We start from the raw sequence: 26,257 nt of genomic DNA on the forward strand, positions 1-26,257 counted from the left end.
GCGGACCGGGCGAGGTCACGCCCCGGGCAGGATGCCCCGCTCGATCGCGACCGTCACGGCGCGCGTGCGGTCGTCGACCCCGAGCTTCGCGAAGGCGCGCAGCAGGTGCGTCTTGACCGTGGCCTCCGAGATGAAGAGCTCGCGCCCGATCGCAGGGTTGCTCAGCCCGCGCGCGACGAGGGCCAGGACCTGGGCCTCGCGCGCCGTCAGGCGCTCGCCGGCTCCCCGCACGGTCGTGACGAGCCGCGTCGCGACCGTGGGGGCCAGGACGGTCTCTCCGCGGGCTGCGGCACGGATCCCTGCGACGAGCGTCTCGCGCGGCGTGTCCTTGAGCAGGTAGCCCGTCGCGCCGGCCTCGACGGCCCGCAGGATGTCGGTGTCGGTCTCGTACGTCGTGAGCACGACGACGCGCGGGCGCCTCGCCCCCGCCGCGGAGGAGGCGAGGATCTCGGTCGTCGCACCGACGCCGTCGAGCACGGGCATGCGCAGGTCCATGAGCACGACGTCGGGACCCAGCTCGTGCGCGAGGGTCACGCCCTCGCGGCCGTCGCCCGCCTCGCCGACGACGACGAGGTCCGGCTCGGCCATGAGCATCCCGACGAGCCCCGAGCGCACCACGGGATGGTCGTCGACGACGAGGACGCGGACCGTGGGAGCCGACGAGGGCGCACCTGTCCCGGTCGCCGAGACGGTCGTCCTGGGGCGGGTGGGCGACGAGGACGGACGGTCGGCGGTCGAGGTCACGGGTGGCTCCGGGGGAGAGGGGCGGGATGGGGCGGGGCACCGGCGGGGTGGTCGGCGGGCACGGGCAGCTCGACCCGGACGCTCGTCCCACCACCCGGGGGCGACAGGACGCGCACCGTGCCCTCACCCTCGGCGACGCGTTCACGCATGCCGCGCAGACCGAACCCTTCCACGACGCCCGGTCCGAGCCCCCGCCCGTCGTCCGTGACCTCGAGGACGACCGTGGCGCCGTCGGGTGCCGCCCCCTCCGGGCCGCCCGGCCCCGCCCCCTCGCCCAGGGAGACGACGACGGAGCTCGCCTGCGCGTGCCGCCGCACGTTGGCCAGGGCCTCCTGCGCGGACCGCAGCAGGACGACGTCCTCGGCTCTGCCCAGCCCCGGGACGACCGACAGCCGCAGCGTCACCGCGACCCCCGACTCGTCCTCGAAGCGGCCGGCCAGGCGCTCGATCGCCTCGACGAGCGTCGCGCCCTGCAACGGCACGGGGGAGAACGCCGTGACGAGGGACCGGGCATCGGCCAGGTTGTCGCGCGCCGTCGTCTCGACGAGCGCGAGCCGGTCCCGGGCCGCGCCCACGTCGTCGCGGTCGAGGTCGGCGCTCGCGGCCTGGGCGAGCATGACGACGCTCGTGAACCCCTGCGCCAGGGTGTCGTGGATCTCGCGGGCCATGCGCTCGCGCTCGGCCGCGACCCCCGCCGCGTGGTGCACCGCGCCGAGCTCTGCCTGCGCGGCGTTGAGATCGTCGACGAGCTGGGCATGGCGTGCGGTCTGGAGCATCGTCTGGCCGACCCAGATCCCGAGCAGGATCGAGAAGGCGAGCGCGACGCCCATCTGCGGTGCGGCCCTCGTGAGGGCCTCGCGGGAGAACCCGGACTCGGACGTGAGCGCGAGGGTCGTGCCGACCGCGAGCAGGGTCGAGAGCGCGAGGCTGACCCACCGGCGCTCCGAGAGCATCCAGATCTGGGTGAACGCGACGAACAGCAGGAACGTCCCGAGCTGGTTCTGGATCACGGCGACGTCGGTCGCGACGATCAGGATCAGCAGGTAGGAGACCGCCAGACGCTGGTCGCGGTTCCGCGCCGCCGGCCTGCCGAGGAACGTGTACGCGAGCAGGATCACGCCGATCGCACCCAGGGCCAGGGCGAGCCGGTCGGGCTCGATCCCGGCCAGGAGCAGCGCGACCGCGCTCAGGAGCACCACGACGTAGAAGCCCACGTCCCACCACACGACCACGTGGTCCCACGAGGACTCGAAGCTGTCCAGCGCGGAGCCGGTCGACGGGCCCTGGCCCGCGGCGGGGTGCACGGGGCGCCCGCCCGCCGCGCGCTCCGTCGCCGGCCGGTCCACCGGGCTCTCAGCCGTCGTCACGCCGCCTCCACCTGAACGTCCGGACCCCCACCACGAGGCCCACGACGAGCCACGCCACCAGTACAGCAGCCGTCGCGCCGTGCTGCCACGACCCGCTCGTCTCGAGGGCCGCGGCCTCGGGCGGCAGGAAGACCGAGCGCATGCCCTGCGCGAGCCACTTGAGGGGGAACACCGAGGCGATCTGCTGCATCCAGGACGGGAGGGCGAAGAACGCGAAGAACACGCCCGAGATGAACTGGAGCACCAGGACGATCGGGGCCACGACGGCGCTCACGGACTTCCCGGAGCGGGGGACCGAGGAGAACGCGACGCCCAGCACCGACCCGGTCGCGGTGCCGAGCACGAACACCCACGCGAACGTCGTCCAGGCCGCGGCGGTGGTCGGCATCGGGACGTCGAACGCCGTGGTGGCGAGCAGCAGCAGGGCGGCGGTCTGGACGGTCGTGACGAGCAGGACCTGCCCGATCTTCCCCAGGAAGTAGGAGGTCGCGGGTAGGGGCGTCGCCCGCAGGCGCTTGAGCGTGCCGTCGTCGCGCTCGACCGCGATCGAGATCGCAAGGTTCTGGAAGCTCGTGAGCATGACGCCCGTGGCGACCATGCCCGGCAGGAAGTACTGCGCGTACGGCACGGATCCTGCGGCACTGCCCTGTTCCTCCTGCCCGAACACCGTCGCGAAGATCGCCATCATGATGAGCGGGTAGGCCAGGATGAAGACGACCGCGTCGCGCTCGCGCAGGAACGCGAGCATCTCGATCCAGGTCCGCCGCAGGCCAGTGCCGAGGACGCCGGGAAGGGGTCGCCCGGCGGGCAGCGCACGGGTGGGCGACGTCTGGGTGCTCATCGGGAGGCCTCCTCGGCGACGGGAGCGGACAGGACGGCAGAGGTCGGGGCGTCGTGCAGGGCTCCGGGCGGCGCTGCGGCGGACGGGGCCGAGCCGGAGGGGGAACCGGACGGGGCGACGGGCGCGGCCCCGATGAGCTCGAGGTACACGTCCTCGAGGCTCGGCTGGAGGACACGCAGGCCGGGCACCTCGCCGTCGGGTCCGGCCAGGGTGGCCGCGAGCGAGGTGACCAGCGCGGTCGGGTGGTCGGTCCGCTCGGCGTGCGCGACGCCGTCGGACACCCACCGCACGACGGGGCGCAGCGCACCTGGCCCGCCCAGGTCGGCCGGCGCCCCGAGGGCGACGACCTTCCCGTCGCGCACGACGGCGGCGCGGTCGGCCAGGTGCGCGGCCTCGTCGAGGTAGTGGGTCGTCAGGAGGATCGTGGTGCCGTCGGCGCGCAGCCCCAGGACGAGGTCCCAGAAGCTGCGACGCGCCTGCGGGTCGAACCCGGTCGTGGGCTCGTCGAGGAACAGCAGCTCGGGGTCGCCCACGATCCCGAGGGCGACGTCGAGGCGACGCCGCTGGCCGCCCGAGAGCTGGCGGGCACGCGTGGACGCCTTCTCCAGCAGCCCGACGGCGGCGATCACCTCCTCGGGGTCCCGCGGGGCCGGGTAGAAGGTCGCGAAGTGGTGCACGAGCTCGCGCACCGTGAGCTCGGCCTGGTCGCGCGAGTCCTGCAGGACGACGCCGATCCGGCTGCGCCATGCGCGCCCTGCGAGCGCGGGGTCCTCGCCCAGGACCTGGACCTGCCCGCCGTCGCGCTTGCGGAAGCCCTCGAGGATCTCGACCGTCGTGGTCTTGCCCGCACCGTTGGGTCCCAGGACCGCGAAGATCTCGCCGCGCTCGACCGTGAGGTCCAGGCCGTCGACGGCCTGCTTCACGACGCCGCCGCGCTGCGTGTACCGCTTGGTGAGCCCGCGGACCTCGACGGCCGGGGCGCGGGTTCCTGCTCGGGGAGGCGTCCTGTCTGTGCTCATGGCTCCAGCCTGGTCGGCGGGGGGTGCGCGCCGCGACGACCGGTCGGGTGGACCTGGGGTCCACCGACCGGTGGACGCCGGGGTGACGCTCGCGCCCGTCGCGCCGTCGCGCTGCGGCCTGTCGCGGCCGCTACTGTCGGCCGCATGAGCGACGCCGCGATCACGCTGACGGTCCTCGCGGCTGCGGTGGTCCTGTTCGTGTGGAACCGGCTGCCGGTCGGTGTGGTCGCGCTGGGCGTCGCGCTCTCGCTCTACCTCACGGGGGTCCTCACGGTCGAGGAGGCGCTCGCGGGCTTCGGCACCCCGACGGTCGTCCTCATCGCCGCGCTGTTCGTGGTCGCCGAGGCGCTCGACGCGGCCGGCATCACGGCGTGGGCGGGGCAGCAGCTCATCGACCGGGCGGGCACGGGGACGGCCCGGCTCATGATGCTCATGCTGGTGCTCTCGGCCGTCCTGTCGGCCCTCGTGACGCCCAACGGTGCGGTCGCGGCGCTGTTCCCCATGGTGGTGGTCCTCTCGACCAGGCTCGGGCGGTCGCCCTCACAGCTCCTCCTGCCGCTCGCGTTCGGGGCGCACGCGGGATCGCTCCTCCTGCTGACGGGCACGCCGGTCAACGTGATCGTCTCCGCGACGGCGCTCGCCGAGACGGGGACCGGCGTGGGGTTCTTCGAGTTCGCGCTGGTCGGGCTCCCGCTCCTGGCGGGCACGATCGTGGTGTGCGTGCTGTGGGGCCCGCGCCTGCTGCCCGACCGCAGCGCGCGCTCGTTGTCGCGCGACCTCACGGGGCTCCCCGCGGAGCTGCTGCGCGAGTACGCGCCGTCGGGGGTCATCGCGCGGCTGGACGTCCCGACCGGTTCGACGCTCGTCGGGGTCGCGGCCGACGCGATCGACACGGGGGACCGGGCGGTGCACGCGGTCGCGGTGCAGGACCCGGCGGGTCGTCCGGCGCCGGCCGTCGTGGCAGGCGGCCACGTCGTGGTGCGGGGGAGCCGCGTGGGCGTCGAGGCGTTCGCGGCCTCGCACGGCCTCCCGGCACCGCCCGGGCCCGACGGCGAGGAGGTCGTCTGCGGTCTCGTCTCGCGGGACCACGGCGTCGCCGAGGTCATCGTCCGACCGCGCTCGGGGCTGATCGGCGCGCGGGTGTTCCCGGGCATGCTGACGGACTCGGGCGAGCTCGTGGTCCTGGCGGTGAAGCGGCTCGGTGAGGTCCTCGATCCTGCGGACGACGGGGAGAACCGTCCTTCGGCGGACCCGCACGAGCACGAGACCGCGCTCCGCGCGGGTGACGCCCTGCTGCTCCAGGGGACGTGGGAGGCGCTCGACCGGCACGCCGACGACCCGGACGTCCTCGTGGTGGACACGCCGGACGCGATCCGCCGCCAGGCCGCCCCCCTGGGGCGCCGCGTCGTCCCGGCCGTCGTGGTGCTCGTGCTCATGGTGGCCGCGCTCGCCACGGACGTGCTGCCCGCGGCGGTCACGGCCGTGGGTGCGGCGATCGCGATGATCCTGCTCCGCGTGGTGACGACGCGTCAGGCGCAGCGGTCCATCTCGCTCACGACCGTGATCCTCGTGGCGGGCATGATCCCCCTGTCGACCGCGATCACGGCGACCGGGGCCGCTGAGATCGTCGCGACCGGGCTGATCGACGTGGTCGGCGGGGGAGGGGTGACGCTCCTGCTCCTGGGGATCTTCGTGCTGTGCGCGGTGCTCGGGCAGCTCATCAGCAACATGGCCACGGCGCTGGTCATGATCCCGGTCGCCGGGTCGGTGGCCGTCGAGCTCGGGATCTCGCCCGTACCGCTCCTGATGTGCGTCGCGGTCGCCTCGGCTGCCGCTCTCCTGACCCCCGTCGCCACGCCCGGCAACATGATGGTCATGGAGCCCGGTGGATACCGGTTCGGTGACTACTGGCGGCTCGGCCTGCCGGTGCTGGTCGTGTACCTCGTGGTCGCGGTCTTCCTCGTACCGCTGGTCTGGCGGCCGTGAGGGGAGCCTGCGCCCCGCTCGGCGGGCGGCGGCCGGCAGCGTCCCGGCGCGTCCGGCGTGCGGACCACGGGAGCGGGGCGCCGGCCCGACGACGCACGCTCCGCCGTCGGGCCCCGTGCCTCACTGCAGGTAGATCTCCGCGCCCGGGCCGAGCGGGAGGCCCAGGAGATACCAGCCGACCAGCAGGGCGGTCCACACGAGCAGCAGCGCGACCGTGTAGGGCAGCATGAGCGAGATGATCGAGCCCACGCCGACCTTCTTGCGATAGCGCTCGGCGAAGATGACGATGAGCGCGAAGTACGGCATGAGCGGCGTGGCCACGTTGATGGGGGAGTCGCCCACGCGGTAGGCCGCGACCGCGAGGTCGGGCGAGATGCCGAGCTGGATGAACAGCGGCACGAAGATCGGGGCGAAGATGGCCCACTTGGGCACGACCCCGCCGATGAAGATGTCGATCACGGCCGTCATCGCGATGAGCCCGATGATGAGGGGGACCGTCCCGAGGTTCGCCTGCTCCAGGGCGTCGGCCATGTTGACGGCCGCGACCGTGCCCAGGTTGGAGTAGTTGAAGTAGGCGATGAACTGGCTGATGATCAGCAGCAGGAAGATCAGCCCGGACAGGCCCGCGATGGTCTTCGTCATGGGGTTGATGACGTCCATGCTGGTCGTGATCGTCCCCGCGCCCTTGCCGTAGCACAGGCCCATGACGAAGAAGTAGATCAGGATCAGGAAGATGATGCTGCCCATGAGGGGCGAGCCCTCGATCAGGCTGCCGGTCTCAGGGTTGCGCAACGGTCCCCAGGACGGGAGCGTCAGCAGCAGCACGAGCGCCGTGACCCCGAGCAGACCGAACCCGGACCACCGCAGGCCGCGCTTCTCCGCGGCGGTCAGCTCGCCCGAGGGAGCCGGGGCGGCGGCGCCGCCGGAGTCGTGGTCGTCCGCCGCGGGAGCCTCGTCCTCGCGGTAGGTGCCCAGTCGTGGCTCGACGAACTTCTCGGTCACGAGCGTCGCGACCAAGGTCACCACGATGGTCGAGACGATCGCGAAGTAGAGGTTGCCCGTGATCGAGACGTGCTGCGCGGGGTCCGCGATCGACTCGTTGGTGATCTCGGCGAGCATGCCGTCGATCGGGGTGATGAGCAGGTTCACGCCGAAACCGCCGCCCACGCCCGCGAACGCCGCCGCAAGGCCCGCGAGCGGATGTCGGCCGAGCGTGTGGAACACCGCGGCCGCCAGCGGGATGAGGACCAGGTAGCCCGCGTCGGTCGCGATCGAGGACAGCACGCCGAGGAACACCACGATGAGCGTGATGAAGCGCGCCGGCGTGACCTTGACGAGGCGCTTGATGAAGGCGCCGATCAGCCCGACCTCCTCGGCGAGCCCTACGCCGATCATGGCGACCACGATCACCCCGACCACGCCGAATCCGTTGAAGTTCTCGACGGGCGACGTGAAGATGAACCGGATCCCGTCGGCGCTCAGGAGCGACTCGACCGAGACCGTGACCTGCTCGACCTGCGGGTCCTCGCTCTGGTACGGCGCGTCGCCGACGAGCTCCTCGCCGCTCGGCTCGACCTGCTCGGCGACCTGGGCCTGGTCGAACGTGACCGAGGTCCCTGCGAGGTAGAAAGCGTGCGAGAGCAGGATGATCAGGGCGATGAGCCCCAGGAAGATGATGGCGGGGTGCGGGACCTTGTTCCCGACCCGTTCGATCCCGTCGAGCATGCGCTCGAGTGGCGTACGGCGTACGGCCGTGGCATCCGACATGTCGGCCTCTCGTCCCGATCGGTCCGCGCTCGTGCGCGAGGACTCGGGGCAAGTATGGCGAGGAGATCGTGTGAAGGCTCGGTGAACCGGGAAGGCCTGCTGATCGATCCAGGGAGGGGCCTGCGGTGATGGTCGACAGTCCTCTACCCTGGTCGTGAAGGACGATCGCCGTGCGCTCGTCGGGGCTCGCGCCCGGTCCCGCCGTCCGGCGGGCCCCGAACGGGTTCGGCCCGGTGTCGGGCGGTGCGCGACAGAGCCGGTTCGACCACGGCGCTCGGTTCGCGTACAGTATTCCTTCGGTGGCAGGTGTCCACCCGATGTTCTCTGCCTTCACGGCAGGTTCTCGGGGTGACGCCGATCACGAAGGGCAGTGGCGCAATTGGTAGCGCAGCGGTCTCCAAAACCGCAGGTTGCAGGTTCGAGCCCTGTCTGCCCTGCAAGGCGTCGTCCCTCCCGGGGCGTGCGCGTAGTCCGGTAACGGGTTACACCACGAGAGGTCAGCATCGGTTTCGGTTTCAACGTCACGTAGTGGGGATGAACAGTGAGCGAATCGCCATCAGAGGCGCTGGGTGCTGAAGGCGTGCGCGCCGGCGGTGACAAGAAGAAGGGCGACGCGACGAAGGGCAACATCTTCTCGCGTATCGCACTCTTCGTCCGTCAGGTGATCGCGGAGCTCAAGAAGGTCGTCACCCCCACTCGTTCCGAGCTGATCACCTACACCACCGTCGTCCTCGTCTTCGTGGCCGTGGTCATGGCGTTCGTGACGGTGCTCGACTACGGGATCGGCAAGGCCGTCCTGTGGGTCTTCGGGGGCTGATCCCCGGAGGGCGCCCCGTGCCGCGAGGTTCTCGCGGCACCGGAGCAGTTCGCGCCCGGAGCGTATGGACCGGTCCCGGTCCCGTCAGTTGCATGTTCGCGTAGTCAGCAGAAAGCAGGTTCGTTCGTGTCCCAGGAGTCGCTGGACCAGGCGGAGAACGTCGATCCCACCGAGCCCGTCGCCGAAGGCGCCGAGGCCGAGCTCGACGCGCCCGAGGCTGCCATCGACGAGGTCGAGGCGGACGCGGAGGCGCAGGACGCCCCGGACACCGAGGTGGAGGACGAGGAGTCGGTCGAGGCTGACGACGAGTCCCGCGTCGACGAGGACGGCGACGTCCTCGACGACCTCGACCCCGTCGAGGAGTTCAAGAAGGACCTGCGCACCAAGCCTGGTGACTGGTTCGTCATCCACTCCTACGCGGGCTACGAGAACCGTGTGAAGGCCAACCTGGAGAACCGCATCCAGAGCCTGAACATGGAGGACTTCATCTTCCAGATCGAGGTCCCCATGGAAGAGGTCGCGGAGATCAAGAACGCGCAGAAGAAGATCGTCCGTCGCGTCCGTATCCCCGGCTACGTCCTGGTGCGCATGGACCTGACCGACGAGTCGTGGGGCGCGGTGCGCCACACGCCCGGTGTCACCGGCTTCGTGGGGCACACCCACCAGCCCGTGCCGCTGACGCACGACGAGGTCTTCTCCATGCTGGCCCCGACGATCGAGCCCAAGGCCGAGGCCGGCAAGCCTGCCGCGACCGCCAAGGCGCCGTTCGAGGTCGACTTCCAGGTCGGCGAGTCGGTCACCGTCACCGACGGTCCGTTCGACACGCTCCCCGCGACGATCTCCGAGATCAACGCCGAGGGCCAGAAGCTCAAGGTCCTCGTCTCCATCTTCGGCCGGGAGACCCCGGTCGAGCTGTCGTTCAACCAGGTCGCCAAGATCTGACCCTGCTCGACAGCACCTGCAACCGGGTCATCGCCCACGGCGTCGGCCCAGACACAGAAAGCACGGAACACTCATGCCTCCCAAGAAGAAGGTCTCTGGGCTGATCAAGCTCCAGATCCAGGCCGGTGCCGCAACTCCCGCCCCGCCGATCGGCCCCGCGCTCGGTCAGCACGGCGTCAACATCATGGAGTTCTGCAAGGCCTACAACGCGGCGACCGAGTCGCAGCGCGGCAACGTCATCCCCGTGGAGATCACGGTCTACGAGGACCGTTCCTTCACCTTCATCACGAAGACGCCGCCGGCCGCCGAGCTCATCAAGAAGGCCGCTGGCGTCGACAAGGGTTCGCCCACGCCGCACACGGTCAAGGTCGCGAAGCTGACCTCTGCGCAGGTGCGCGAGATCGCTCAGACCAAGCTCGAGGACCTCAACGCGAACGACCTCGACGCAGCGACGCTCATCATCGCGGGCACCGCCCGTTCGATGGGCATCACCGTCGAGGGCTGAGCTCCACCCCCTCCGGACCGGTCCTGACCGGTCCGTCGGTCGGCCTCCTGGCCGGCCAGTCATGAATCATCAGGTCCCGGCGGGTTCGCCCGCCGGGGCAGTGGCAGGGTCCGCGCGGACCCGTAGACCACGACTGCTCGAGAAGGAGAAGCAGATGGCAACGCGCAGCAAGGCGTACCGCGCCGCAGCGGAGAAGATCGACCACGACGAGCTCTACTCCCCGCTCCAGGCCGTCCGCCTGGCGAAGGAGACCTCGCCCACCAAGTACGACGCGACCGTCGAGGTCGCCTTCCGTCTCGGTGTCGACCCCCGCAAGGCGGACCAGATGGTCCGTGGCACGGTCAACCTCCCCCACGGCACGGGCAAGACCGCTCGCGTCCTGGTCTTCGCGAACGGCGAGAAGGCGGAGCAGGCTCGTGCGGCCGGCGCCGACATCGTCGGTGGCGACGAGCTCATCGAGAAGGTGGCCGCTGGCTTCACGGACTTCGACTCCGCTGTCGCGACCCCGGACCTCATGGGCAAGGTCGGTCGTCTCGGTAAGGTCCTGGGCCCCCGTGGTCTGATGCCGAACCCGAAGACCGGAACCGTCACGATGGACGTCGCGAAGGCCGTCGAGGACATCAAGGGTGGAAAGATCGAGTTCCGCGTCGACAAGCACGCGAACCTCCACTTCATCATCGGCAAGGTCTCGTTCGACGAGAAGGCGCTCGTGGAGAACTACGCCGCAGCGATCGAAGAGGTCCTGCGTCTGAAGCCGTCCTCCTCGAAGGGCCGCTACATCACCAAGGCGACGCTCTCGACCACGATGGGCCCCGGCATCCCGCTGGACCAGTCCAAGGTCTCGAAGCTTCTCGAGGACGACGCGGCCTGATCGCCTCGTTCTTCAAGCCCGACGGCGTCCCTCCCCTTCACGGGGAGGGGCGCCGTCGGTCTTTTGTCGTCCTGAGGTTTGAGCGTGGCGGGCCGTGGTGCCGCGGCCCGACGTAGAGGCGTTATGCCCGGTTCGTTCCTATGGTGACGCGATCTGCAGGGTGTCGGCCGGAGACGTTCACTGTCCCGATCGTCCCGGTTCATCACCGGTCTGCCTGGTGCAGTCAGAGTGATGCCTGTCTGGACAAGTGAGTCTCGCGACGCCGTCCGGACATCACATCCATGACGTGCACCATGACGACTGAAGGGTTGGACATGCGCAAGATCGCACACCTGGCACTCGCCGGGAGCCTGGCGGCGGGGACGTTCCTCGTGCCGGCGGCCGCGTTCGCGGCCGAGGGAGACGCCCCCGTCCTGCAGGGAACTCGTACGGACAAGACGCTCGTGATCGGCCTGGACGGCGCACGGCTCGACAAGATCGAGGCCGCCTCGACCCCGAACCTCCACGCGCTCATGCAGCGCGGGACGTACGGGCACAGCCTCCTGTACGCCACGAGCGACGCCGCGGAGGTGAGCCAGCGCGGGGCCCAGACGGTGTCGGGTGCGGGATGGTCGACGATCCTCACGGGCGTGTGGACGGACAAGCACAACGTCCGGGACAACTCGTTCACGGGCAAGAACTACGCGCAGTACCCCAGCTTCCTCGACCGTCTCGAGCAGGTCGACCCGAGCATCGCGACCTTCGCGGCCTCGACCTGGGCACCGATCACGTCGTCGGCGAGCAACGGGGACATCGTCTCGGCCGGGATCGACCTGCGTCTCGCGACAGGCTCGGACGTCAAGACCGAGCAGGCCGCGGTCACGTACCTCGGGACGCAGAACCCGGACGTGAGCTTCATCCACCTCGACGACATCGACGGCGCGGGCCACAGCCACGGCGCTGACGCCGCGCAGTACACGGCCGAGCTCGAGGTCCAGGACGCCCGCATCGGGCGGGTCCTCGCCGCGATCGAGGCTCGCCCCCACCGGGCGGCCGAGACCTGGAACGTCATCGTGACGGCCGACCACGGGCACCTTCCCACGGGTGGCCACGGCGGCCGGGCCCAGACCGAGCGCGCGACGTTCGTCATCGCGGCCGGAGACGGCATCGAGGCGCGAGGACGGCAGGAGAACCTCGCCGTCACGGACATCGCTCCGACGGTCATGCGGCAGGCGGGCGTCGCGGTGGACCCCGCGTGGGGCCTCGACGGCACCCCGATCGGCGACGACGTCACGGACGACTTCGACAGCCTGCGCCCCGCGCTCTCGCCACGCGTCGACGAGACGGGCGTCCCCGCCGGGACCCTCGGCTTCACGACCACGCCGCCGTCCGGCTGGAGCGTGGACAACTCGGCCATGCCGTCAGGTGGTGTGACCGAGTGGCGCGGCTGGTCGTTCACGACACAGACGTTCTGGTCCGCGGCCGAGCCGGGTCAGGCGCGCGAGAACTTCACGCGCGGACGTGACGTGATCGCGGTCGCGGACTCCGACGAGTGGGACGACAAGAGCCACGGCGCGGGAAAGCTCGACTCGACGCTCGTGACGCCGGCGTATTCGGTGGCGGGCAAGGAGCAGGCCGTGCTGAGCTTCGAGCACTCCTACCGTCACGACCGCGTGCAGGTCGCCGAAGTGCTCGTGAGCTTCGACGGAGGTGCACCGGTCCAGGTGGCGGCTTTCCCTACGAGCGACAACGGGAAGCGCACGATCGTGACGGAGGTCCCGGCCGGGACGAGGACCGCGCAGTACCGGTTCCACTACAGCGGGACGAACGACTGGTTCTGGGCCCTCGACCAGGTGCGTTTCGCGGCGCAGGGCGGGACCGACCCTGCCGGCTCGGAGGGCGTCGCGCTCCAGGCGGTCGTCGAGGAGCCCGTCGTCGAGGGCAGGCTCTCGATGACGGTGGCGAGCGACGGCGCGCCCGTGACGCTCGAAGGCGGCCTCGACGGTGACCACCTGACCTACACCGCGGCCCTGCCCGTGGTGAGCGTCTCCGACACCCGCCTCGAGGCCGCGGGGTGGGCCGTGTCCGGGCAGTCGACCGCGTTCTCCGCGGGGACGACGACGTTCGGTGCCGAGCAGCTCGGCTGGACGCCTCGCCTGGTGCTGGGCAAGCCGGGCGTCGTCGTCGGTCAGCGCGTGTCCTCGGTGCTGAGCGGGGGAGCGGGGCTGTCGGTCCCGCAGACCCTCGCCGGTGCCGACGCGATCGGTCGCAAGGGCACGTCCGACGTCACGGCCGACCTCGCTCTCGAGCTGCCGGCCAACACGGCGCCGGGTGCGTACGGTGCGACGCTGACGATGTCGCTCTTCCCCGTGGACTGAGCGGGGGCGCGAGTGGCCTGGTTCGCGGGCAGGGCCGCGGACAGCACCGAGCCGCTCGGTCCGCCACTCCCTGGGCGGGGTGGAGAACCGAGCGGCTCGGGTCGTGCGAGGGGGGCGTCGGCCTCCCGTAGAGGGGCCTCAGCAGGCGCCGAGGTCCTTCCACACGCCCCAGTCGCTGGGGGCCGGAGCGTCACCGCGGGTCCACCACTTGGCCTGCCACGTGCGGCCGTTGTGGGAGACGGTGTTGCCGCCCGTGTAGATGGTCGTCGCGCTCCAGGGAGCGGCCGCGCAGGTGGCGCCCGTCGTCCCGCCCGTCGTCCCACCCGTGGTGCCGCCGGTCGTCCCGCCGGTGGTGCCGCCGGTGGTGCCGCCCGTGGTGCCGCCGGTCGTCCCGCCGGTGGTGCCGCCGGTGGTGCCGCCCGTGGTGCCGCCGGTCGTCCCGCCCGTGGTCCCGCCGGTGGTGCCGCCCGTCGTCCCGCCGGTGGTGCCGCCGGTCGTCCCGCCGGTGGTGCCGCCGGTCGTCCCGCCGGTGGATCCACCACCGGAGCCCGTGCCGAGGCGCGCACCGACGGCCGTCGCGAACGCGTAGTTGTTCTTCTTGTCCCAGTTGATCGACCAGGTCATGACGCCGCCGATCTTCCCGTAGGGCGTCGCGGGCTTGAACGCGCCGCAGTTCGTCCCGGTCTCGAGGCAGTCGACGGCCTTGATGACGTTCGCGACGGGCTGGTAGCCGCCACCCGCCGCGGCCTGGACGGCGGGGACGCCGATGCCGACCTGGTCGGGGCGCAGGCCCATCTGGAGCTGGATGCAGCTCAGCGCGGTGAGGAAGTCGACGCTGCCCTGGCTGTAGACCTGCTGGTTGCAGCCCATCATCGCGCCCGAGTTGTAGTACTGGGTGTTGACGATCGTCAGGATGTCCTTGATCGCGAGCGTGAGCTGGTAGTAGCCCATCGAGGTGGCCTGGTAGTCGATGGTCTGGGGGGCCATCGCGATGATGAGGTTCGGGCCGGCCTTGGCCGAGAGCTGGTGCAGCGCGCTCGACATGTACGTGGCGTTGATGCCGTGCTCGAGGTCGATGTCGACGCCGTCGAAGCCGTACTCCTGCATGAGGGCGTACGCGGTGTCGGCGAAGTTCTTCGCCTCGGTCGCGTTGGAGACGATGACGTTCCCCTTCTCGCCACCGACCGACAGGATGACCTTGCGGCCCTGTGCCCGGATCGCCGCGACGTCGGCCTTGAACTGGGGCACGGTGTACCCGTTCAGCTCGGCGGTCGAGAGGTTGAACGTGATGCCGCCGGGCGTGCCGGTCAGGTTGTCGGCGAACGCGACGGCGACCAGGTTGTAGGCGGGCGGGATGTCGCTCAACGGCATGACGACCGAGCCGTTGTTGAAGTTGTGCCAGTAGCCCGTGAGCCACTGGTGGCCCGGCGCGGCGGCGGCCGCGACGGTCGTGGGCTGCGCCGCGGGCTGCGGGGCGGCCTGGGCGCTCGTGCCGGCGAGCGCGAGGCCGCCGAGGGCGACCGTGGCCGCGGTCAGTGCCGCGAGCAGGCGGGCCGGGCGGCGGGCGCCGTCGGCGGTGTGGCGATGGGTTCTCACGTGGTGCTCCTCTTGCAGGGGTCCGGGACGTCGTCGTCTCACCGGGACCGTCCGAGTGGTCCGATCTGGGTCGGCCATGCCGACGCTACGTGAGCCGCGTCACGCCTGTGATGAGGGGTTCCACCACTCTCTGGCCGCGAGCGGTACGGGGATCCCCCTACGGGTCGCGTACCCGTACACGCGAGGCCCCGCGTCCCGACGACGTCGCTCGGGTCGCGGGGAGCAGGTCACCGAGGCCGTCCAGGGTGAACCTCGAGAAGCGTCTCGCGAGCGTGTATCAAACGCGCCGCCGGTCCCTCTCTCCCGGCAGGAAGCGGTCCGGTGCTCCACCGGCCCGGTGCGTCGAGCGTGCGTGAGCACGAGCTGGAGGGAGGTCCTGCCGTGGCAGAAATGCTTGTCCCACCTGGGCAGACGCCTCTAGAATCGGGTTCCCCCGAATCACCCGCGCACGACCGAGAGCAAACGGCGCACCCAGCCATGACACGGATCACCGAGGACGTCCCGGAAGTCGACGAGCCGGAGGTGAGCCTCGGAGATCGCGCCGCGGCCGCCCTGCTCGACTACCGAGAGGGCAAGCACCAGGCACTGGCCGACTTCGTGCGAGAGGCCACCCCGTTGCTGTGGCACACGGTCAGGGCCCAGGGAGTCGTCCGCGAGCAGGCCGACGACATCGTCCAGAACACCTGGATGGCCCTCGTGCGCAACGCTCACACCATCCAGGAACCGCACGCCGTGCTCAAGTGGCTCCTGGTAACCGCCAAGCGCGGGGCCTGGGAGGCCGTCCGCAAGCAGCGGGAGGACCAGAAGCGCCGGACCGAGCTGCCCGACGACATGCTCGAGGGGCCCACGGGCACCCTGCCCTCTTCCGACCCCACCCCTGAGGCCCAGGTCCTCGACGTGGAGCGCGACCGCCACCTGTGGCGCGCTGTCCTCCAGCTGCCGGAGCGCTGTCAGCAGCTCCTCCGGCTGATCTCGTTGGCGGACCGACCCGACTACAAGTACATCTCGAGCGCCATCGGCATGCCGGTGGGCAGCATCGGGTCCAACCGTGGGCGGTGCTTGGCAAAGCTCCGCGACATCATCGAGAGCGAGCAGGGGGACAGGACATGGGAAACACCATGAGGGCACCGTTGGGGTACAGCCCCGAGGAACCGCTGGACGCCGTAGACCTCGAGATCCTGGCGGATCTCGCCCGCATCCACGCGACGCTCGACCCGGTACCCGACGGGCTCGTCGAGCGGTCGTTGTTCGCCATCACGCTCGCAGGCCTGGAGGCCGAGGTCATGGAGCTCGAGTACGTCCGCGTGCCGGAGATGTCCGTCCGGGGCGAGGCGCCGCCGGTCGAGGCGCGCACCATCACCTTCACGGCCGAGTCCCTGACCGTCATGATCACGCTGTCCGCTCGTGACGACGGTCGGATCCGGATCGACGGCTGGGCCGCGCCGGCCGCAGAGCTGACGGTCGAGCTGCACCGACCGGACGGGATGGTCTCGACCGTCGCCGACGAGGACGGCCGGTTCGTCTTCGACGCCGTCGGGCCTGGTCCTGCCAGTCTGCTGCTCCGCGCCCCCGGCTGCGACGGCGACGCCGTGACGACGCCGATCATCGAGCTGTAGTCGTACGGCTCGTCGCTCTCGCCTCGCAACGTCGGGCCGATCGACCCGACGGTAGTCCCTTTCGTGCATTGGAGCACCGATGAGTGAGACCCCTGATCAGTCGGCCACGCCGCCGGTACCGCCGGGAGGGCGGCCTTTCGGTGACCGGCCGAACCGGCTGCAGTGGCGGACGCGGACGCTCGACCCGATCACCGCACCGCGGCGGGCCGGGCAGTCCTCCCCGCACCCCACGTGGTACGTGGGGGACCGGGTCCTGGTCCCCGAGTCACCGGACGACCTGACAGGCAACCGCTCCTTGCGCTGGCTCGAGGAGGCCGCGGCGAGGTTCGACCTGACGGTCGAGGTCGAGGAGGCCAGCAGGAGCGACGCGGAGCTCATCACCCGGGCAGGGCTCGACCCTGAGACGACGCGCGACCTGCGACGCGTCTTCGGGCTGTCGGCGCGCCTGCGGCAGAAGGGCGGCAGCGAGGGGGAGCTCCCCGATGCCTGGAAGGTCATCGAGAAGCTCGGCGGGCGCCTGTGCCCCGACGACAGGTGCAGCCCGCGGGTGGGGCTCGACCACATGATCGCGCCGTCGGCAGGACCGGCCATCGGCGGCCAGCCCTACACCCAGCCCTTCCCCTACACCCAGCCTTTCCCGTACACCCAACCTTTCCCGTACACGCAGCCCTTTCCCTACACGCAGCCCTTCCCGTACACCCAGCCCTTCCCCGTCACGGGGACCGCCGAGTACGCGAACCCTGGCTCGGGGGGCCGGACGCCCGTGAACTGGGTCGGCCCCGTCCCCGCACGACGCCTCGCCGTCGGTGCCGACGACTTCACGGCGGCAGACGGTACCCGCCGCCCCGTCGTGGCGGTCCTGGACACCGGCGTGGGTGCGCACCCCTGGTTCGACGCCGCCCCGGAGTCCCGCGGGACGATCGTCGTGCGGGACCCCGAGCTCCTCGGCGAGCCGCTGTCCGTCCTCCCGGAGACGGAGTACGACTACGAGGACCCCGAGATCGGGGGTGTGTCGATCTCTCCCTTGACCGGACCGCTGGACCCGGTCGCGGGGCACGGCACGTTCATCGCCGGTCTCGTCCACCAGAAGTGCCCCGACGCGGTCATCCTGGCCCCCCGGCTCTACGGCGGCGCCGGAGTCATCCCCGAGCGGGACCTCCTGCGCTCTCTGCGTCGGGTGCTTCTCTGGCACGTGCTGGGCCTCGTCGGACGGGACGGCTACGCCCCGATCGACGTCCTGGTCCTCTCCCTCGGGTACTACCACGAGCGACCGGAGGACGCGGACTTCGACGCTCCCTTCGGCACCGTTCTGAGGGCGCTCCGGCGCTACGGGGTGCTGGTCGTCGTCTCGTCCGGGAACGACGGACAGACCAGGCCGAGCTACCCCGCGGCGTTCGCACCGCGGATCGACCGTCGCCAGACACCGCCCGTACCTCTCCCGGGCGTCTCGCTCTCGCGGGAGGAGCCGCCCGTGCTCACGGTCGGTGCGCAGAACCCGGACGGGACGACCGCGCTGTTCAGCAACGACGGCCCGTGGGTCACGTGCGTGCGTCCCGGGTCGGCTCTCGTGTCCACGGCACCGACGACGATGGACGGTGCGGTGGCGCCCAGCCGGTGGCTCAAGGAGCTCTGGTCGGAGGGCAACCGGGCCACGATCGACCCCGAAGGGTTCCAGGGCGGGTTCGCGAGCTGGAGCGGTACGTCGTTCGCCGCGCCGGTGCTGGCAGGCGAGCTCGCGTCGTACCTGCTGGACGACTCGGCGGCCGACCCGACGTCGCCGAGCGACGTGGTACCGGGTGAAGGAGCCCCAGGACGCTGCGCATGGCTGTGGCAGTCCATTACCCTGGCCACTGGACTGGTCCCCACGGCGGTGACCGCGGAATGAGGTGACGGGGTGGCGCGCAGCGGTGGCCGGACCCTGCGCGCACGCCTCGAGTTCGCGTCGGCGACCAACGCGCGGGGCCGTCATGCTCGGGCCGCGCAGCTCTTCCGCTCCGTCCTGGCGGATCTTGAGGGTGCGGCCTTCGCCGACGACCCGGACAACAGTTATGCCCACGTCCGTGCGCTGATCGGTCTGGCGATCTCCAGGTTCGAGCACGAGGGCGACGTCGATCGTTCGCTCGAGCTGCTCGAAGAGGCCCAGGTGTGGGTCGAGGCCCACGGGCCCGAGGACCTGCAGCTCGTGGTCGGCGGGCAGCGTGGCTTGCTCAGGTTGCGCACCGGCCGGGTCGTCGAGGCGGTCGAGGAGATGGACGCCGCGGCTCGGTTCATCGACGTGGCGAGGCCGCTCGACGCCGCCGTCCTCCTCCTCAACCGAGGTTCGCTGCACCTCGAGCTGGGCAACCTCGATCGCGCCGAGGCCGACCTCGCCGAAGTGGTTCGTCGCGCGGAGGCGATGGGGGACACGTTGCTCGCGTCCAAGGCGCAGCACAACCTCGGTTACGCCAAGTACCTCGGGGGGGACCTGCCGACCGCCCTGCGTGCCATGGAAGAGGCCGAGCGCGGCGCGCCGGACCGTCACGCCTCGGTCGGCCTGATCGACAAGTCGCAGGTCCTCCTCGAGGCGGGACTGCTCTCCGACGCGGACGCGACGCTCGCCGAGGCGCGCGAGCACCTCGCCCGGAACCGGATGGTCAGGGACGTCGCCGAGGTCGAGCTCCTGCGTGCGCAGTGCCTCGTGGGACTTCGCCGCTACACCGAGGCGCAGCGGCAGGCCCGCGCGGCCGCGGCGCGGTTCGACCGGATCGGCAACGACCCCTGGGCCGCCCGTGCTCGGGTGGCCGAGCTTCAGGCGCGGCTGGCCGAGGACCGCTCGACGGGCGTCTCGGTGGGCGTGGCGCGCCGTCGGGCGGCCCGCGCGCTCGCGCTCGCGGACGTGGGGGCTGCGCTCGGTGAGGCCGGAGGGCGTGGGGTGACCGTCCCTGCGCAGCTTCTCGCCGCCGAGTGGCTCCTCGCGGCGAAGGACCCGACGCGTGCGCGCGAGATCCTCTCGCACGTCCCGGGCCACCTCGGGCGGGTGGCGCTGCCGTTGCGACTGCAGCACCAGGCCGTCGCGGCCCAGCTCGCGTTCGACACCGGGGACCGCGCCGCCGCGCTCCGTGCGGTGCGCAAGGGTCAGCGCATGCTGGCCGAGCATCGCGAGGGGCTGGGGTCGGTCGACGCCGTGACGGCCTCCGCGGTCCACGGGGTACGTCTGGGGCACGTGGACGTGGCCGCGGCGCTCCGGACGGGGCGCGCCTCGGCGCTGCTCGACGCCGTGGAGCGTGGGCGCGCGACCGTCGCAGGCAGCGGCAGGGTCGTGCCGCCGTCCGACGCCGAGTCCGCCGATCTCCTCACGCGTGCGCGCCAGGAGATCGAGTCGGCCAGGCTCCTGGGGGCCAACCCGTCGGGTGAACGTCTCGAACGCCGTCGTGCGCACCTCAACGAGGCCCGACGCCTGCAGGAGGCCGCACGGCGTCGAGCCTGGCAGGACGGCGGGGGAGCGGCGACGCCGACCGCCGTCACCGCGCGCAGTCTGCGCCGCGCCCTGTCGACGGCGGGCCCGTCGACGGTCGTCGCGAACTTCGTCGTCGCGGACGAGACGCTGCGCGTCCTGCGTGCGGACGCCTCGGGGCTGAGCATGATCCGGCTGGCCTCCATGGCGGAGGTCGGCGAGCGTATCCGGCGCACGCGCGCGGACCTCGACGTCCTGTCGAACGCCCTGATCCCGGCGCCCATGCGGGCCGCCGCCCGGGCGTCGCTCGACCGGAGCCTGGCGTGGCTGGACCGTGAGGTCCTCGCGCCGATCGACGCGCAGGGCGACCTGCACATCGCCGCGCGGGACCTGCTCCTCGCGGTGCCGTGGTCCTCGCTGCCCTCGCGTGCAGGACGTCGGACCTGGGTCAACTCGTGGATCGATCTGCAGGAGGCGGCGGTCGACCAGACCAAGCCGGACGTCGTGGTCGTCGCCGGACCGGGGCTGCGGGCCGCCGTGACCGAGGCAGAGGCCGTCGCGCAGACGTGGGATCGTGCGACCGTCCTGTCCGGCGAGGAGGCCACGTGCTCGGCCACGGTCGAGAAGCTGCCGTCCGCGGCGGTCGTCCACCTCGCGACCCACGGACGGCACGAGACCGACAACCCGTTGTTCTCCTCGCTGCGGCTCGCGGACGGTCCGCTGTTCGCGCACGAGCTGGACGGCGTGGACCTCCGTGGGGCCGTGGTCGTCCTCTCGGCCTGCGAGGCGGGTCTGTCGACGGTCCGGATCGGTGGTGAACCCCTCGGGCTCACGAGCGTCCTGCTCCGGCTCGGGGCAGCGGCCGTGGTCTCGAGCGTGGCCCCCTTGCGGGACGACGTCGCCGCGCGCGTCATGCCCGAGTTCCACGGCCGGCTGCGCTCGGGGGCCACGCCGGGCGACGCCCTCGCGACCGCGATCGCGCACGAGGACGAGCCCGTGCCCCTCGTCTGCTTCGGGCCCCTCGCGGTCTGAGGCGGGCGGCCCGGGCCGCAGCGCACCACCGCGCGCCGCCGGGCTGCGCGTGCTGCGCGCCGCCGTCGGACCGGATTTGGAGCACGCGCCCGCGTCACGTACCCTGGTCCAGTACCCAAGACCGCCGGTCGTACCGTCCTGCCCGCTGACTCGTCAGCTGCAGTCCGGACCGAAGTCCCGCAGAAGTGCGGAGGCCAGCGCAGGTGAGAGTTCACGGAGCGGGCGAGAGCCTGCACTTCGAGCCCCGCGCCTGCGCGGGGCTCTTCTCGTCTCCGCAGGACCTCACCCCCCAGGGCCCCCGCCCTGCGGAGACCGGTGGCACCACCACCGGAAGGATTGCCATGGCGAGGCCGGACAAGGCAGCCGCAGTCGCAGAGCTCACGGAGAACTTCCGCGAGTCGAACGCGGCCGTGCTGACCGAGTACCGCGGGCTCACCGTCGCGCAGCTCAAGCAGCTGCGTCGGTCGCTCAGCGGCAACGCAACCTACGCCGTGGTGAAGAACACGCTGACCGCCATCGCGGCCAAGGAAGCCGGCATCGAGATCGACGCCGACTTCAAGGGCCCCTCGGCCATCGCCTTCGTGACCGGTGACCCGGTCGAGGCGGCCAAGGGCCTGCGTGACTTCGCCAAGGCGAACCCCGCACTGGTCATCAAGGGCGGTGTCCTCGACGGGCGCTCCCTGACCGCTGCGGAGATCACCAAGCTCGCGGACCTCGAGTCCCGCGAGGTCCTGCTGGCCAAGCTGGCCGGCGCGTTCAAGCAGCCGCTCTACCAGGCGGCATACCTGTTCAACGCGCCCGCTTCGCAGGCCGTCCGCACCATCGATGCCCTGCGCCTCAAGCAGGAATCGGAGAGCGCTGCCGCCTGATCCTCGTCTGAGGATCGCGCAGCACGCACACACCCCCTCTGCTTCCAGCAGGGCTCTGTGGATCGTTGACAGGGCCGCTGCCGAGCACCAACCGAAAGGACCGCCATCATGGCGAAGCTCAGCACCGAAGAGCTCATCGAGCAGTTCAAGGGCCTCTCCCTCATCGAGCTCTCCGAGTTCGTGAAGGCGTTCGAGGACGCTTTCGAGGTCACCGCGGCCGCTCCGGCCGCCGTCGCCGTCGCAGGCCCCGCGGCCGCTGCCGCCGAGGAGGTCGAGGAGAAGACGGAGTTCGACGTCATCCTCGAGGCTGCCGGCGACAAGAAGATCCAGGTCATCAAGGAGGTGCGTGCCCTCACGAGCCTCGGCCTGAAGGAGGCCAAGGACCTCGTTGACGGCGCCCCCAAGCCCGTCCTGGAGAACGTCGCCAAGGACGCTGCTGACAAGGCCAAGGCTGCCCTCGAGGGCGCCGGCGCAACCGTCACCGTCAAGTGATCACTGCCCCTCGGGGCGGTATCACATGACGGGTCGCCTCGCGCGACCTGACAGGTAGCACAGGCGACGAGGCCCGTATCCCTTCGGGGGTGCGGGCCTCTCGTCGCCTCTTCGTCTTCCGGCCCGACGCCGGAGCCCGCCTTCCACGGGAAGGTGACGGGCGCCGTCGGGCAGGGAGTCTCTTCGTGTTCTTGGGCGGCATATGGCGGCCACCGAGAAGATGTCCTCACCGGCCCGGTGGGGGAGTGCGGCAGGCGTGACGACGGTCTTGACAGGCCGTGATTTCGCGTCGCTGGACACGCTTGACTGGGCCGGGTATGCTAGCGCTTTGCGCTCGCGTGTGCCCTCGGCACCCTCTGTACTGCCCGGACCGTCTTCGGTGTGCGTCCATCGTGCACCACGGCAGCCTCAGGGGGAAGAGGTCCTCCAGCCACGCAGCGTACAGCGTGCAATCGATCTGCAGGGAAGGACCCCTCTTGGCTGCCTCGCGCACCCCTTCTGCTCCGTCCGCCGACGCTATCGCGAACCGCACCGCTTCCCGGCGCGTATCTTTCGCCAAGATCTACGAGCCTCTCGAGGTGCCCGACCTGCTCGGGCTCCAGACCGAGAGCTTCGACTGGCTGCTGGGCAACCCGGCGTGGCGCGCACGCGTCGACGCCGCGGCCGCCGCCGGTCGCCAGGACGTCCCCGCGACGTCGGGTCTCGAGGAGATCTTCGAGGAGATCTCCCCGATCGAGGACTTCGGCTCCTCCATGTCTCTCTCCTTCTCCAACCACCGCTTCGAGCCCCCGAAGTACACGGCCGAGGAGTGCAAGGAGAAGGACTTCACCTTCGCCGCGCCGCTCTTCGTCACCGCGGAGTTCGTGAACTACAACACCGGTGAGATCAAGAGCCAGACGGTCTTCATGGGCGACTTCCCGCTCATGACCGCACGCGGCACCTTCATCATCAACGGCACCGAGCGCGTCGTCGTCTCGCAGCTCGTCCGTTCGCCCGGTGTGTACTTCGAGCGCCAGGCCGACAAGACCAGCGACAAGGACATCTACTCCGCGAAGATCATCCCGTCGCGCGGTGCGTGGCTGGAGTTCGAGATCGACAAGCGCGACGCCGTCGGCGTGCGCGTCGACCGCAAGCGCAAGCAGTCCGTCACCGTGCTGCTCAAGGCCCTCGGCCTGACCGAGTCGCAGATCCGCGAGGAGTTCGCGGACTTCCCGTCGGTGCTCGACACGCTCGAGAAGGACCACGTCCACACCGAGGAAGAGGCGCTCGTCGACCTCTACCGCAAGATCCGTCCGGGCGAGCCGCCCACGGTCGAGGCCGGTCGCTCGCTCCTCGAGAACTTCTACTTCAACCCCAAGCGCTACGACTTCGCGAAGGTCGGCCGCTACAAGGCGAACAAGAAGCTCGGCGTCGACGCGCCGCTCGGCGACTCCACGCTGTCCGTCACGGACATCGTCGCGACGATCAAGTACCTCGCCGCCCTGCACGCCGAGGTCACGACCCTGCCCGGCACGCGTGCCGGCGAGCCCGTCGAGATCCGCGTCGAGACCGACGACATCGACCACTTCGGCAACCGTCGTATCCGCGCCGTGGGTGAGCTCATCCAGAACCAGGTCCGCACGGGCCTGTCCCGTATGGAGCGCGTCGTGCGCGAGCGCATGACGACCCAGGACGTCGAGGCGATCACGCCCCAGACCCTGATCAACATCCGCCCCGTGGTGGCGTCGATCAAGGAGTTCTTCGGCACCTCGCAGCTGTCGCAGTTCATGGACCAGAACAACCCGCTCGCCGGCCTGACGCACAAGCGTCGTCTGTCCGCGCTGGGCCCGGGTGGTCTGTCCCGTGACCGCGCCGGCATGGAGGTCCGTGACGTCCACCCGTCGCACTACGGCCGCATGTGCCCCATCGAGACCCCTGAAGGCCCGAACATCGGTCTGATCGGCTCGCTCGCCTCCTACGGCCGGATCAACCCGTTCGGGTTCATCGAGACGCCGTACCGCAAGGTCGAGAAGGGCCAGGTCTCCGACGAGGTCGTCTACCTGACGGCCGACGACGAGGACCGCTACGTGATCGCCCAGGCGAACACCGAGCTCAACGCCGACGGTTCGTTCCGCGCCGAGCGCGTCCTGGTCCGCACCAAGGGTGGCGAGACGGCTGACGTCCTCGGCACCGAGGTCGACTACATGGACGTCTCGCCGCGCCAGATGGTGTCGGTCGCGACCGCCCTCATCCCGTTCCTCGAGCACGACGACGCGAACCGCGCACTCATGGGTGCCAACATGCAGCGTCAGGCCGTGCCCCTGGTCCGTTCCGAGGCCCCGCTCGTGGGCACCGGCATGGAGCGTCGTGCAGCCATCGACGCCGGTGACGTCATCGTCGCCACCAAGCCCGGTGTCGTGACCGAGGTCTCCGCTGACCTGATCGTCGTCGCGAACGACGACGCGACCACGACGAGCTACCGCGCGGCGAAGTTCCGTCGCTCGAACCAGGGCACGTCGTACAACCAGCGCGTCGTCGTCGACGAGGGTGCTCGCGTCGAGGTCGGCTCCGTGCTGGCCGACGGCCCCGCGACCGACGAGGGCGAGCTCTCGCTCGGCCGCAACCTGCTCGTCGCGTTCATGTCCTGGGAAGGCCACAACTACGAGGACGCGATCATCCTGTCGCAGCGCCTCGTGCAGGACGACGTCCTGTCCTCGATCCACATCGAGGAGCACGAGGTCGACGCCCGCGACACGAAGCTCGGCCCCGAGGAGATCACGCGGGACATCCCGAACGTCTCCGAGGACGTCCTGGCGGACCTCGACGAGCGCGGTGTCATCCGCATCGGTGCCGAGGTCGGCGCAGGCGACGTGCTCGTCGGCAAGGTCACGCCCAAGGGCGAGACCGAGCTGACCCCGGAGGAGCGCCTCCTGCGCGCCATCTTCGGCGAGAAGGCCCGCGAGGTCCGCGACACGTCGCTCAAGGTGCCCCACGGCGAGTCCGGCACCGTCATCGGCGTCCGCGAGTTCAACCGCGAGGACGGCGACGAGCTGCCCGCCGGCGTGAACCAGCTGGTCCGCGTGTACATCGCGCAGCGACGCAAGATCACGGACGGCGACAAGCTCGCCGGGCGTCACGGCAACAAGGGTGTCATCTCGAAGATCCTCCCCGTCGAGGACATGCCCTTCCTCGAGGACGGCACCCCCGTGGACGTCATCCTCAACCCGCTGGGTGTCCCCGGTCGTATGAACGTCGGCCAGGTCCTCGAGACCCACCTCGGGTGGGTCGCGAAGCAGGGCTGGGACATCTCGCAGACCGACGGCGCAGCCGGCGAGGGCGACCTGTCCTGGAAGGAGCACGTCCCCGCGGTCGCTGCTTCGTCCGAGCCCGGTCGCCCCGTGGCGACGCCGGTGTTCGACGGGCTCGAGGAGGAGGCCCTCACGGGTCTGCTCTCCACGACGCTCCCGAACCGTGACGGCAACCGCATGGTCGGCCGCGACGGCAAGGCACGTCTGTTCGACGGCCGCTCCGGCGAGCCGTTCCCGGAGCCGGTCTCCGTGGGCTACATGTACATCCTGAAGCTCCACCACCTGGTGGACGACAAGATCCACGCCCGCTCGACCGGTCCGTACTCGATGATCACGCAGCAGCCGCTGGGTGGTAAGGCGCAGTTCGGTGGACAGCGTTTCGGCGAGATGGAGGTGTGGGCGCTCGAGGCATACGGCGCGGCGTACACCCTCCAGGAGCTGCTGACGATCAAGTCCGACGACGTCCCGGGCCGCGTGAAGGTCTACGAGGCGATCGTCAAGGGCGAGAACATCCCCGACTCGGGCATCCCGGAGTCCTTCAAGGTCCTCCTGAAGGAGATGCAGTCGCTGTGCCTGAACGTCGAGGTGCTCTCGAGCGACGGTGTCTCCATCGAGATGCGTGAGTCCGACGACGACGTGTACCGCGCTGCCGAGGAGCTCGGCATCGACCTGTCGCGTCGCCCCAACGCAGCATCCACGATCGACGAGATCTGATC

At 70.8% G+C, this 26,257-nt stretch carries 19 protein-coding genes and 1 tRNA gene; 14 read left to right on the top strand and 6 right to left on the bottom strand.

Going from position 1 to position 26,257, the window contains the following annotated elements; all coding sequences use genetic code 11:
- Window positions 1-15 precede the first annotated feature (15 nt).
- Genes ACZDYF_RS03060 through ACZDYF_RS03075 form a run of 4 tightly spaced genes read right to left on the bottom strand, consistent with a single transcriptional unit; the run spans window position 16 to window position 3,971 of the window.
- On the bottom strand, window positions 16-744 hold the full coding sequence (locus ACZDYF_RS03060; RefSeq protein ID WP_191791566.1) for a response regulator: 729 nt from the start codon (window positions 742-744) through the stop codon (window positions 16-18).
- A complete protein-coding gene (locus ACZDYF_RS03065) occupies window positions 741-2,111 on the bottom strand; it encodes a sensor histidine kinase (RefSeq protein ID WP_475053268.1) in 1,371 nt (456 codons plus the stop codon). Before ACZDYF_RS03065 ends, ACZDYF_RS03060 begins: the two co-directional genes overlap by 4 nt.
- Window positions 2,098-2,952 (bottom strand): ABC transporter permease, encoded by an 855-nt coding sequence (locus ACZDYF_RS03070; protein ID WP_475053271.1) that lies wholly within the window; start codon window positions 2,950-2,952, stop codon window positions 2,098-2,100. The genes ACZDYF_RS03065 and ACZDYF_RS03070 overlap by 14 nt, the downstream gene beginning before the upstream one ends.
- A complete protein-coding gene (locus ACZDYF_RS03075) occupies window positions 2,949-3,971 on the bottom strand; it encodes an ABC transporter ATP-binding protein (protein WP_475053274.1) in 1,023 nt (340 codons plus the stop codon). Before ACZDYF_RS03075 ends, ACZDYF_RS03070 begins: the two co-directional genes overlap by 4 nt.
- 144 nt (window positions 3,972-4,115) lie before the next feature.
- Between ACZDYF_RS03075 and ACZDYF_RS03080 the strand changes: the two genes are divergently transcribed.
- Window positions 4,116-5,957 (top strand): SLC13 family permease, encoded by a 1,842-nt coding sequence (locus tag ACZDYF_RS03080; protein WP_475053280.1) that lies wholly within the window; start codon window positions 4,116-4,118, stop codon window positions 5,955-5,957.
- Between the two features lie 120 nt (window positions 5,958-6,077).
- Here ACZDYF_RS03080 and ACZDYF_RS03085 read toward each other — a convergent pair whose 3' ends face one another.
- On the bottom strand, window positions 6,078-7,724 hold the full coding sequence (locus ACZDYF_RS03085) for an AbgT family transporter (RefSeq protein ID WP_475053283.1): 1,647 nt from the start codon (window positions 7,722-7,724) through the stop codon (window positions 6,078-6,080).
- A 364-nt stretch (window positions 7,725-8,088) separates the two neighbouring features.
- Between ACZDYF_RS03085 and ACZDYF_RS03090 the strand changes: the two genes are divergently transcribed.
- The 6 genes from ACZDYF_RS03090 to ACZDYF_RS03115 all read left to right on the top strand — a co-directional run bounded on the left by ACZDYF_RS03090 (window position 8,089) and on the right by ACZDYF_RS03115 (window position 13,216).
- Window positions 8,089-8,161, top strand: a tRNA-Trp gene (locus ACZDYF_RS03090).
- Window positions 8,162-8,265: 104 nt separating this feature from the next.
- A complete protein-coding gene (gene secE, locus ACZDYF_RS03095) occupies window positions 8,266-8,541 on the top strand; it encodes a preprotein translocase subunit SecE (protein ID WP_191791556.1) in 276 nt (91 codons plus the stop codon).
- A 126-nt stretch (window positions 8,542-8,667) separates the two neighbouring features.
- A complete protein-coding gene (gene nusG / locus ACZDYF_RS03100; RefSeq protein ID WP_475053287.1) occupies window positions 8,668-9,483 on the top strand; it encodes a transcription termination/antitermination protein NusG in 816 nt (271 codons plus the stop codon).
- Window positions 9,484-9,556: 73 nt separating this feature from the next.
- The gene (gene rplK, locus ACZDYF_RS03105; RefSeq protein ID WP_030151954.1) at window positions 9,557-9,988 is read left to right on the top strand and encodes a 50S ribosomal protein L11; all 432 of its coding nucleotides are present in this window, start codon (window positions 9,557-9,559) and stop codon (window positions 9,986-9,988) included.
- Between the two features lie 154 nt (window positions 9,989-10,142).
- Complete coding sequence (gene rplA / locus ACZDYF_RS03110; RefSeq protein WP_191791553.1) at window positions 10,143-10,859, top strand: 50S ribosomal protein L1; 717 nt, start codon at window positions 10,143-10,145, stop codon at window positions 10,857-10,859.
- A 314-nt stretch (window positions 10,860-11,173) separates the two neighbouring features.
- A complete protein-coding gene (locus ACZDYF_RS03115) occupies window positions 11,174-13,216 on the top strand; it encodes an alkaline phosphatase family protein (protein ID WP_475053292.1) in 2,043 nt (680 codons plus the stop codon).
- Window positions 13,217-13,354: 138 nt separating this feature from the next.
- Here ACZDYF_RS03115 and ACZDYF_RS03120 read toward each other — a convergent pair whose 3' ends face one another.
- The gene (locus ACZDYF_RS03120) at window positions 13,355-14,812 is read right to left on the bottom strand and encodes a glycosyl hydrolase family 18 protein (RefSeq protein WP_475053295.1); all 1,458 of its coding nucleotides are present in this window, start codon (window positions 14,810-14,812) and stop codon (window positions 13,355-13,357) included.
- Window positions 14,813-15,334: 522 nt separating this feature from the next.
- Between ACZDYF_RS03120 and ACZDYF_RS03125 the strand changes: the two genes are divergently transcribed.
- From ACZDYF_RS03125 to rpoB, 7 genes are all read left to right on the top strand, one after another.
- Window positions 15,335-15,934, top strand: a complete 600-nt coding sequence (locus ACZDYF_RS03125) for an RNA polymerase sigma factor (protein ID WP_475053298.1) — start codon at window positions 15,335-15,337, stop codon at window positions 15,932-15,934.
- Complete coding sequence (locus ACZDYF_RS03130) at window positions 15,931-16,428, top strand: carboxypeptidase-like regulatory domain-containing protein (RefSeq protein ID WP_475053302.1); 498 nt, start codon at window positions 15,931-15,933, stop codon at window positions 16,426-16,428. Before ACZDYF_RS03125 ends, ACZDYF_RS03130 begins: the two co-directional genes overlap by 4 nt.
- 79 nt (window positions 16,429-16,507) lie before the next feature.
- Window positions 16,508-18,313: a S8/S53 family peptidase gene (locus tag ACZDYF_RS03135; RefSeq protein ID WP_400274514.1), complete on the top strand. Its 1,806-nt coding sequence runs from the start codon at window positions 16,508-16,510 to the stop codon at window positions 18,311-18,313.
- Window positions 18,314-18,322: 9 nt separating this feature from the next.
- Window positions 18,323-20,893: a CHAT domain-containing protein gene (locus ACZDYF_RS03140; RefSeq protein WP_475053305.1), complete on the top strand. Its 2,571-nt coding sequence runs from the start codon at window positions 18,323-18,325 to the stop codon at window positions 20,891-20,893.
- Window positions 20,894-21,234: 341 nt separating this feature from the next.
- Window positions 21,235-21,762 (top strand): 50S ribosomal protein L10, encoded by a 528-nt coding sequence (rplJ, locus tag ACZDYF_RS03145; protein WP_191791537.1) that lies wholly within the window; start codon window positions 21,235-21,237, stop codon window positions 21,760-21,762.
- Window positions 21,763-21,870: 108 nt separating this feature from the next.
- Entirely contained in the window at window positions 21,871-22,254 is a 384-nt protein-coding gene (gene rplL / locus ACZDYF_RS03150) for a 50S ribosomal protein L7/L12 (protein WP_030151946.1), read from the top strand.
- Window positions 22,255-22,730: 476 nt separating this feature from the next.
- A complete protein-coding gene (rpoB, locus tag ACZDYF_RS03155; RefSeq protein WP_191791536.1) occupies window positions 22,731-26,255 on the top strand; it encodes a DNA-directed RNA polymerase subunit beta in 3,525 nt (1,174 codons plus the stop codon).
- Window positions 26,256-26,257: the final 2 nt, after the last annotated feature.

Source organism: Oerskovia sp. PE-21s (assembly GCF_056158145.1).

Excerpts from the sequence above, each read along its gene's own strand:
- ACZDYF_RS03070 (WP_475053271.1), bottom strand. The coding sequence starts at position 2,952 with ATGAGCACCCAGACGTCGCCCACCCGTGCGCTGCCCGCCGGGCGACCC.
- ACZDYF_RS03075 (WP_475053274.1), bottom strand. The coding sequence starts at position 3,971 with ATGAGCACAGACAGGACGCCTCCCCGAGCAGGAACCCGCGCCCCGGCC.
- ACZDYF_RS03080 (WP_475053280.1), top strand. The coding sequence starts at position 4,116 with ATGAGCGACGCCGCGATCACGCTGACGGTCCTCGCGGCTGCGGTGGTC.
- ACZDYF_RS03085 (WP_475053283.1), bottom strand. The coding sequence starts at position 7,724 with ATGTCGGATGCCACGGCCGTACGCCGTACGCCACTCGAGCGCATGCTC.
- rplK (WP_030151954.1), top strand. The coding sequence starts at position 9,557 with ATGCCTCCCAAGAAGAAGGTCTCTGGGCTGATCAAGCTCCAGATCCAG.
- rplA (WP_191791553.1), top strand. The coding sequence starts at position 10,143 with ATGGCAACGCGCAGCAAGGCGTACCGCGCCGCAGCGGAGAAGATCGAC.
- ACZDYF_RS03115 (WP_475053292.1), top strand. The coding sequence starts at position 11,174 with ATGCGCAAGATCGCACACCTGGCACTCGCCGGGAGCCTGGCGGCGGGG.
- ACZDYF_RS03130 (WP_475053302.1), top strand. The coding sequence starts at position 15,931 with ATGAGGGCACCGTTGGGGTACAGCCCCGAGGAACCGCTGGACGCCGTA.
- ACZDYF_RS03135 (WP_400274514.1), top strand. The coding sequence starts at position 16,508 with ATGAGTGAGACCCCTGATCAGTCGGCCACGCCGCCGGTACCGCCGGGA.
- rplJ (WP_191791537.1), top strand. The coding sequence starts at position 21,235 with ATGGCGAGGCCGGACAAGGCAGCCGCAGTCGCAGAGCTCACGGAGAAC.
- rplL (WP_030151946.1), top strand. The coding sequence starts at position 21,871 with ATGGCGAAGCTCAGCACCGAAGAGCTCATCGAGCAGTTCAAGGGCCTC.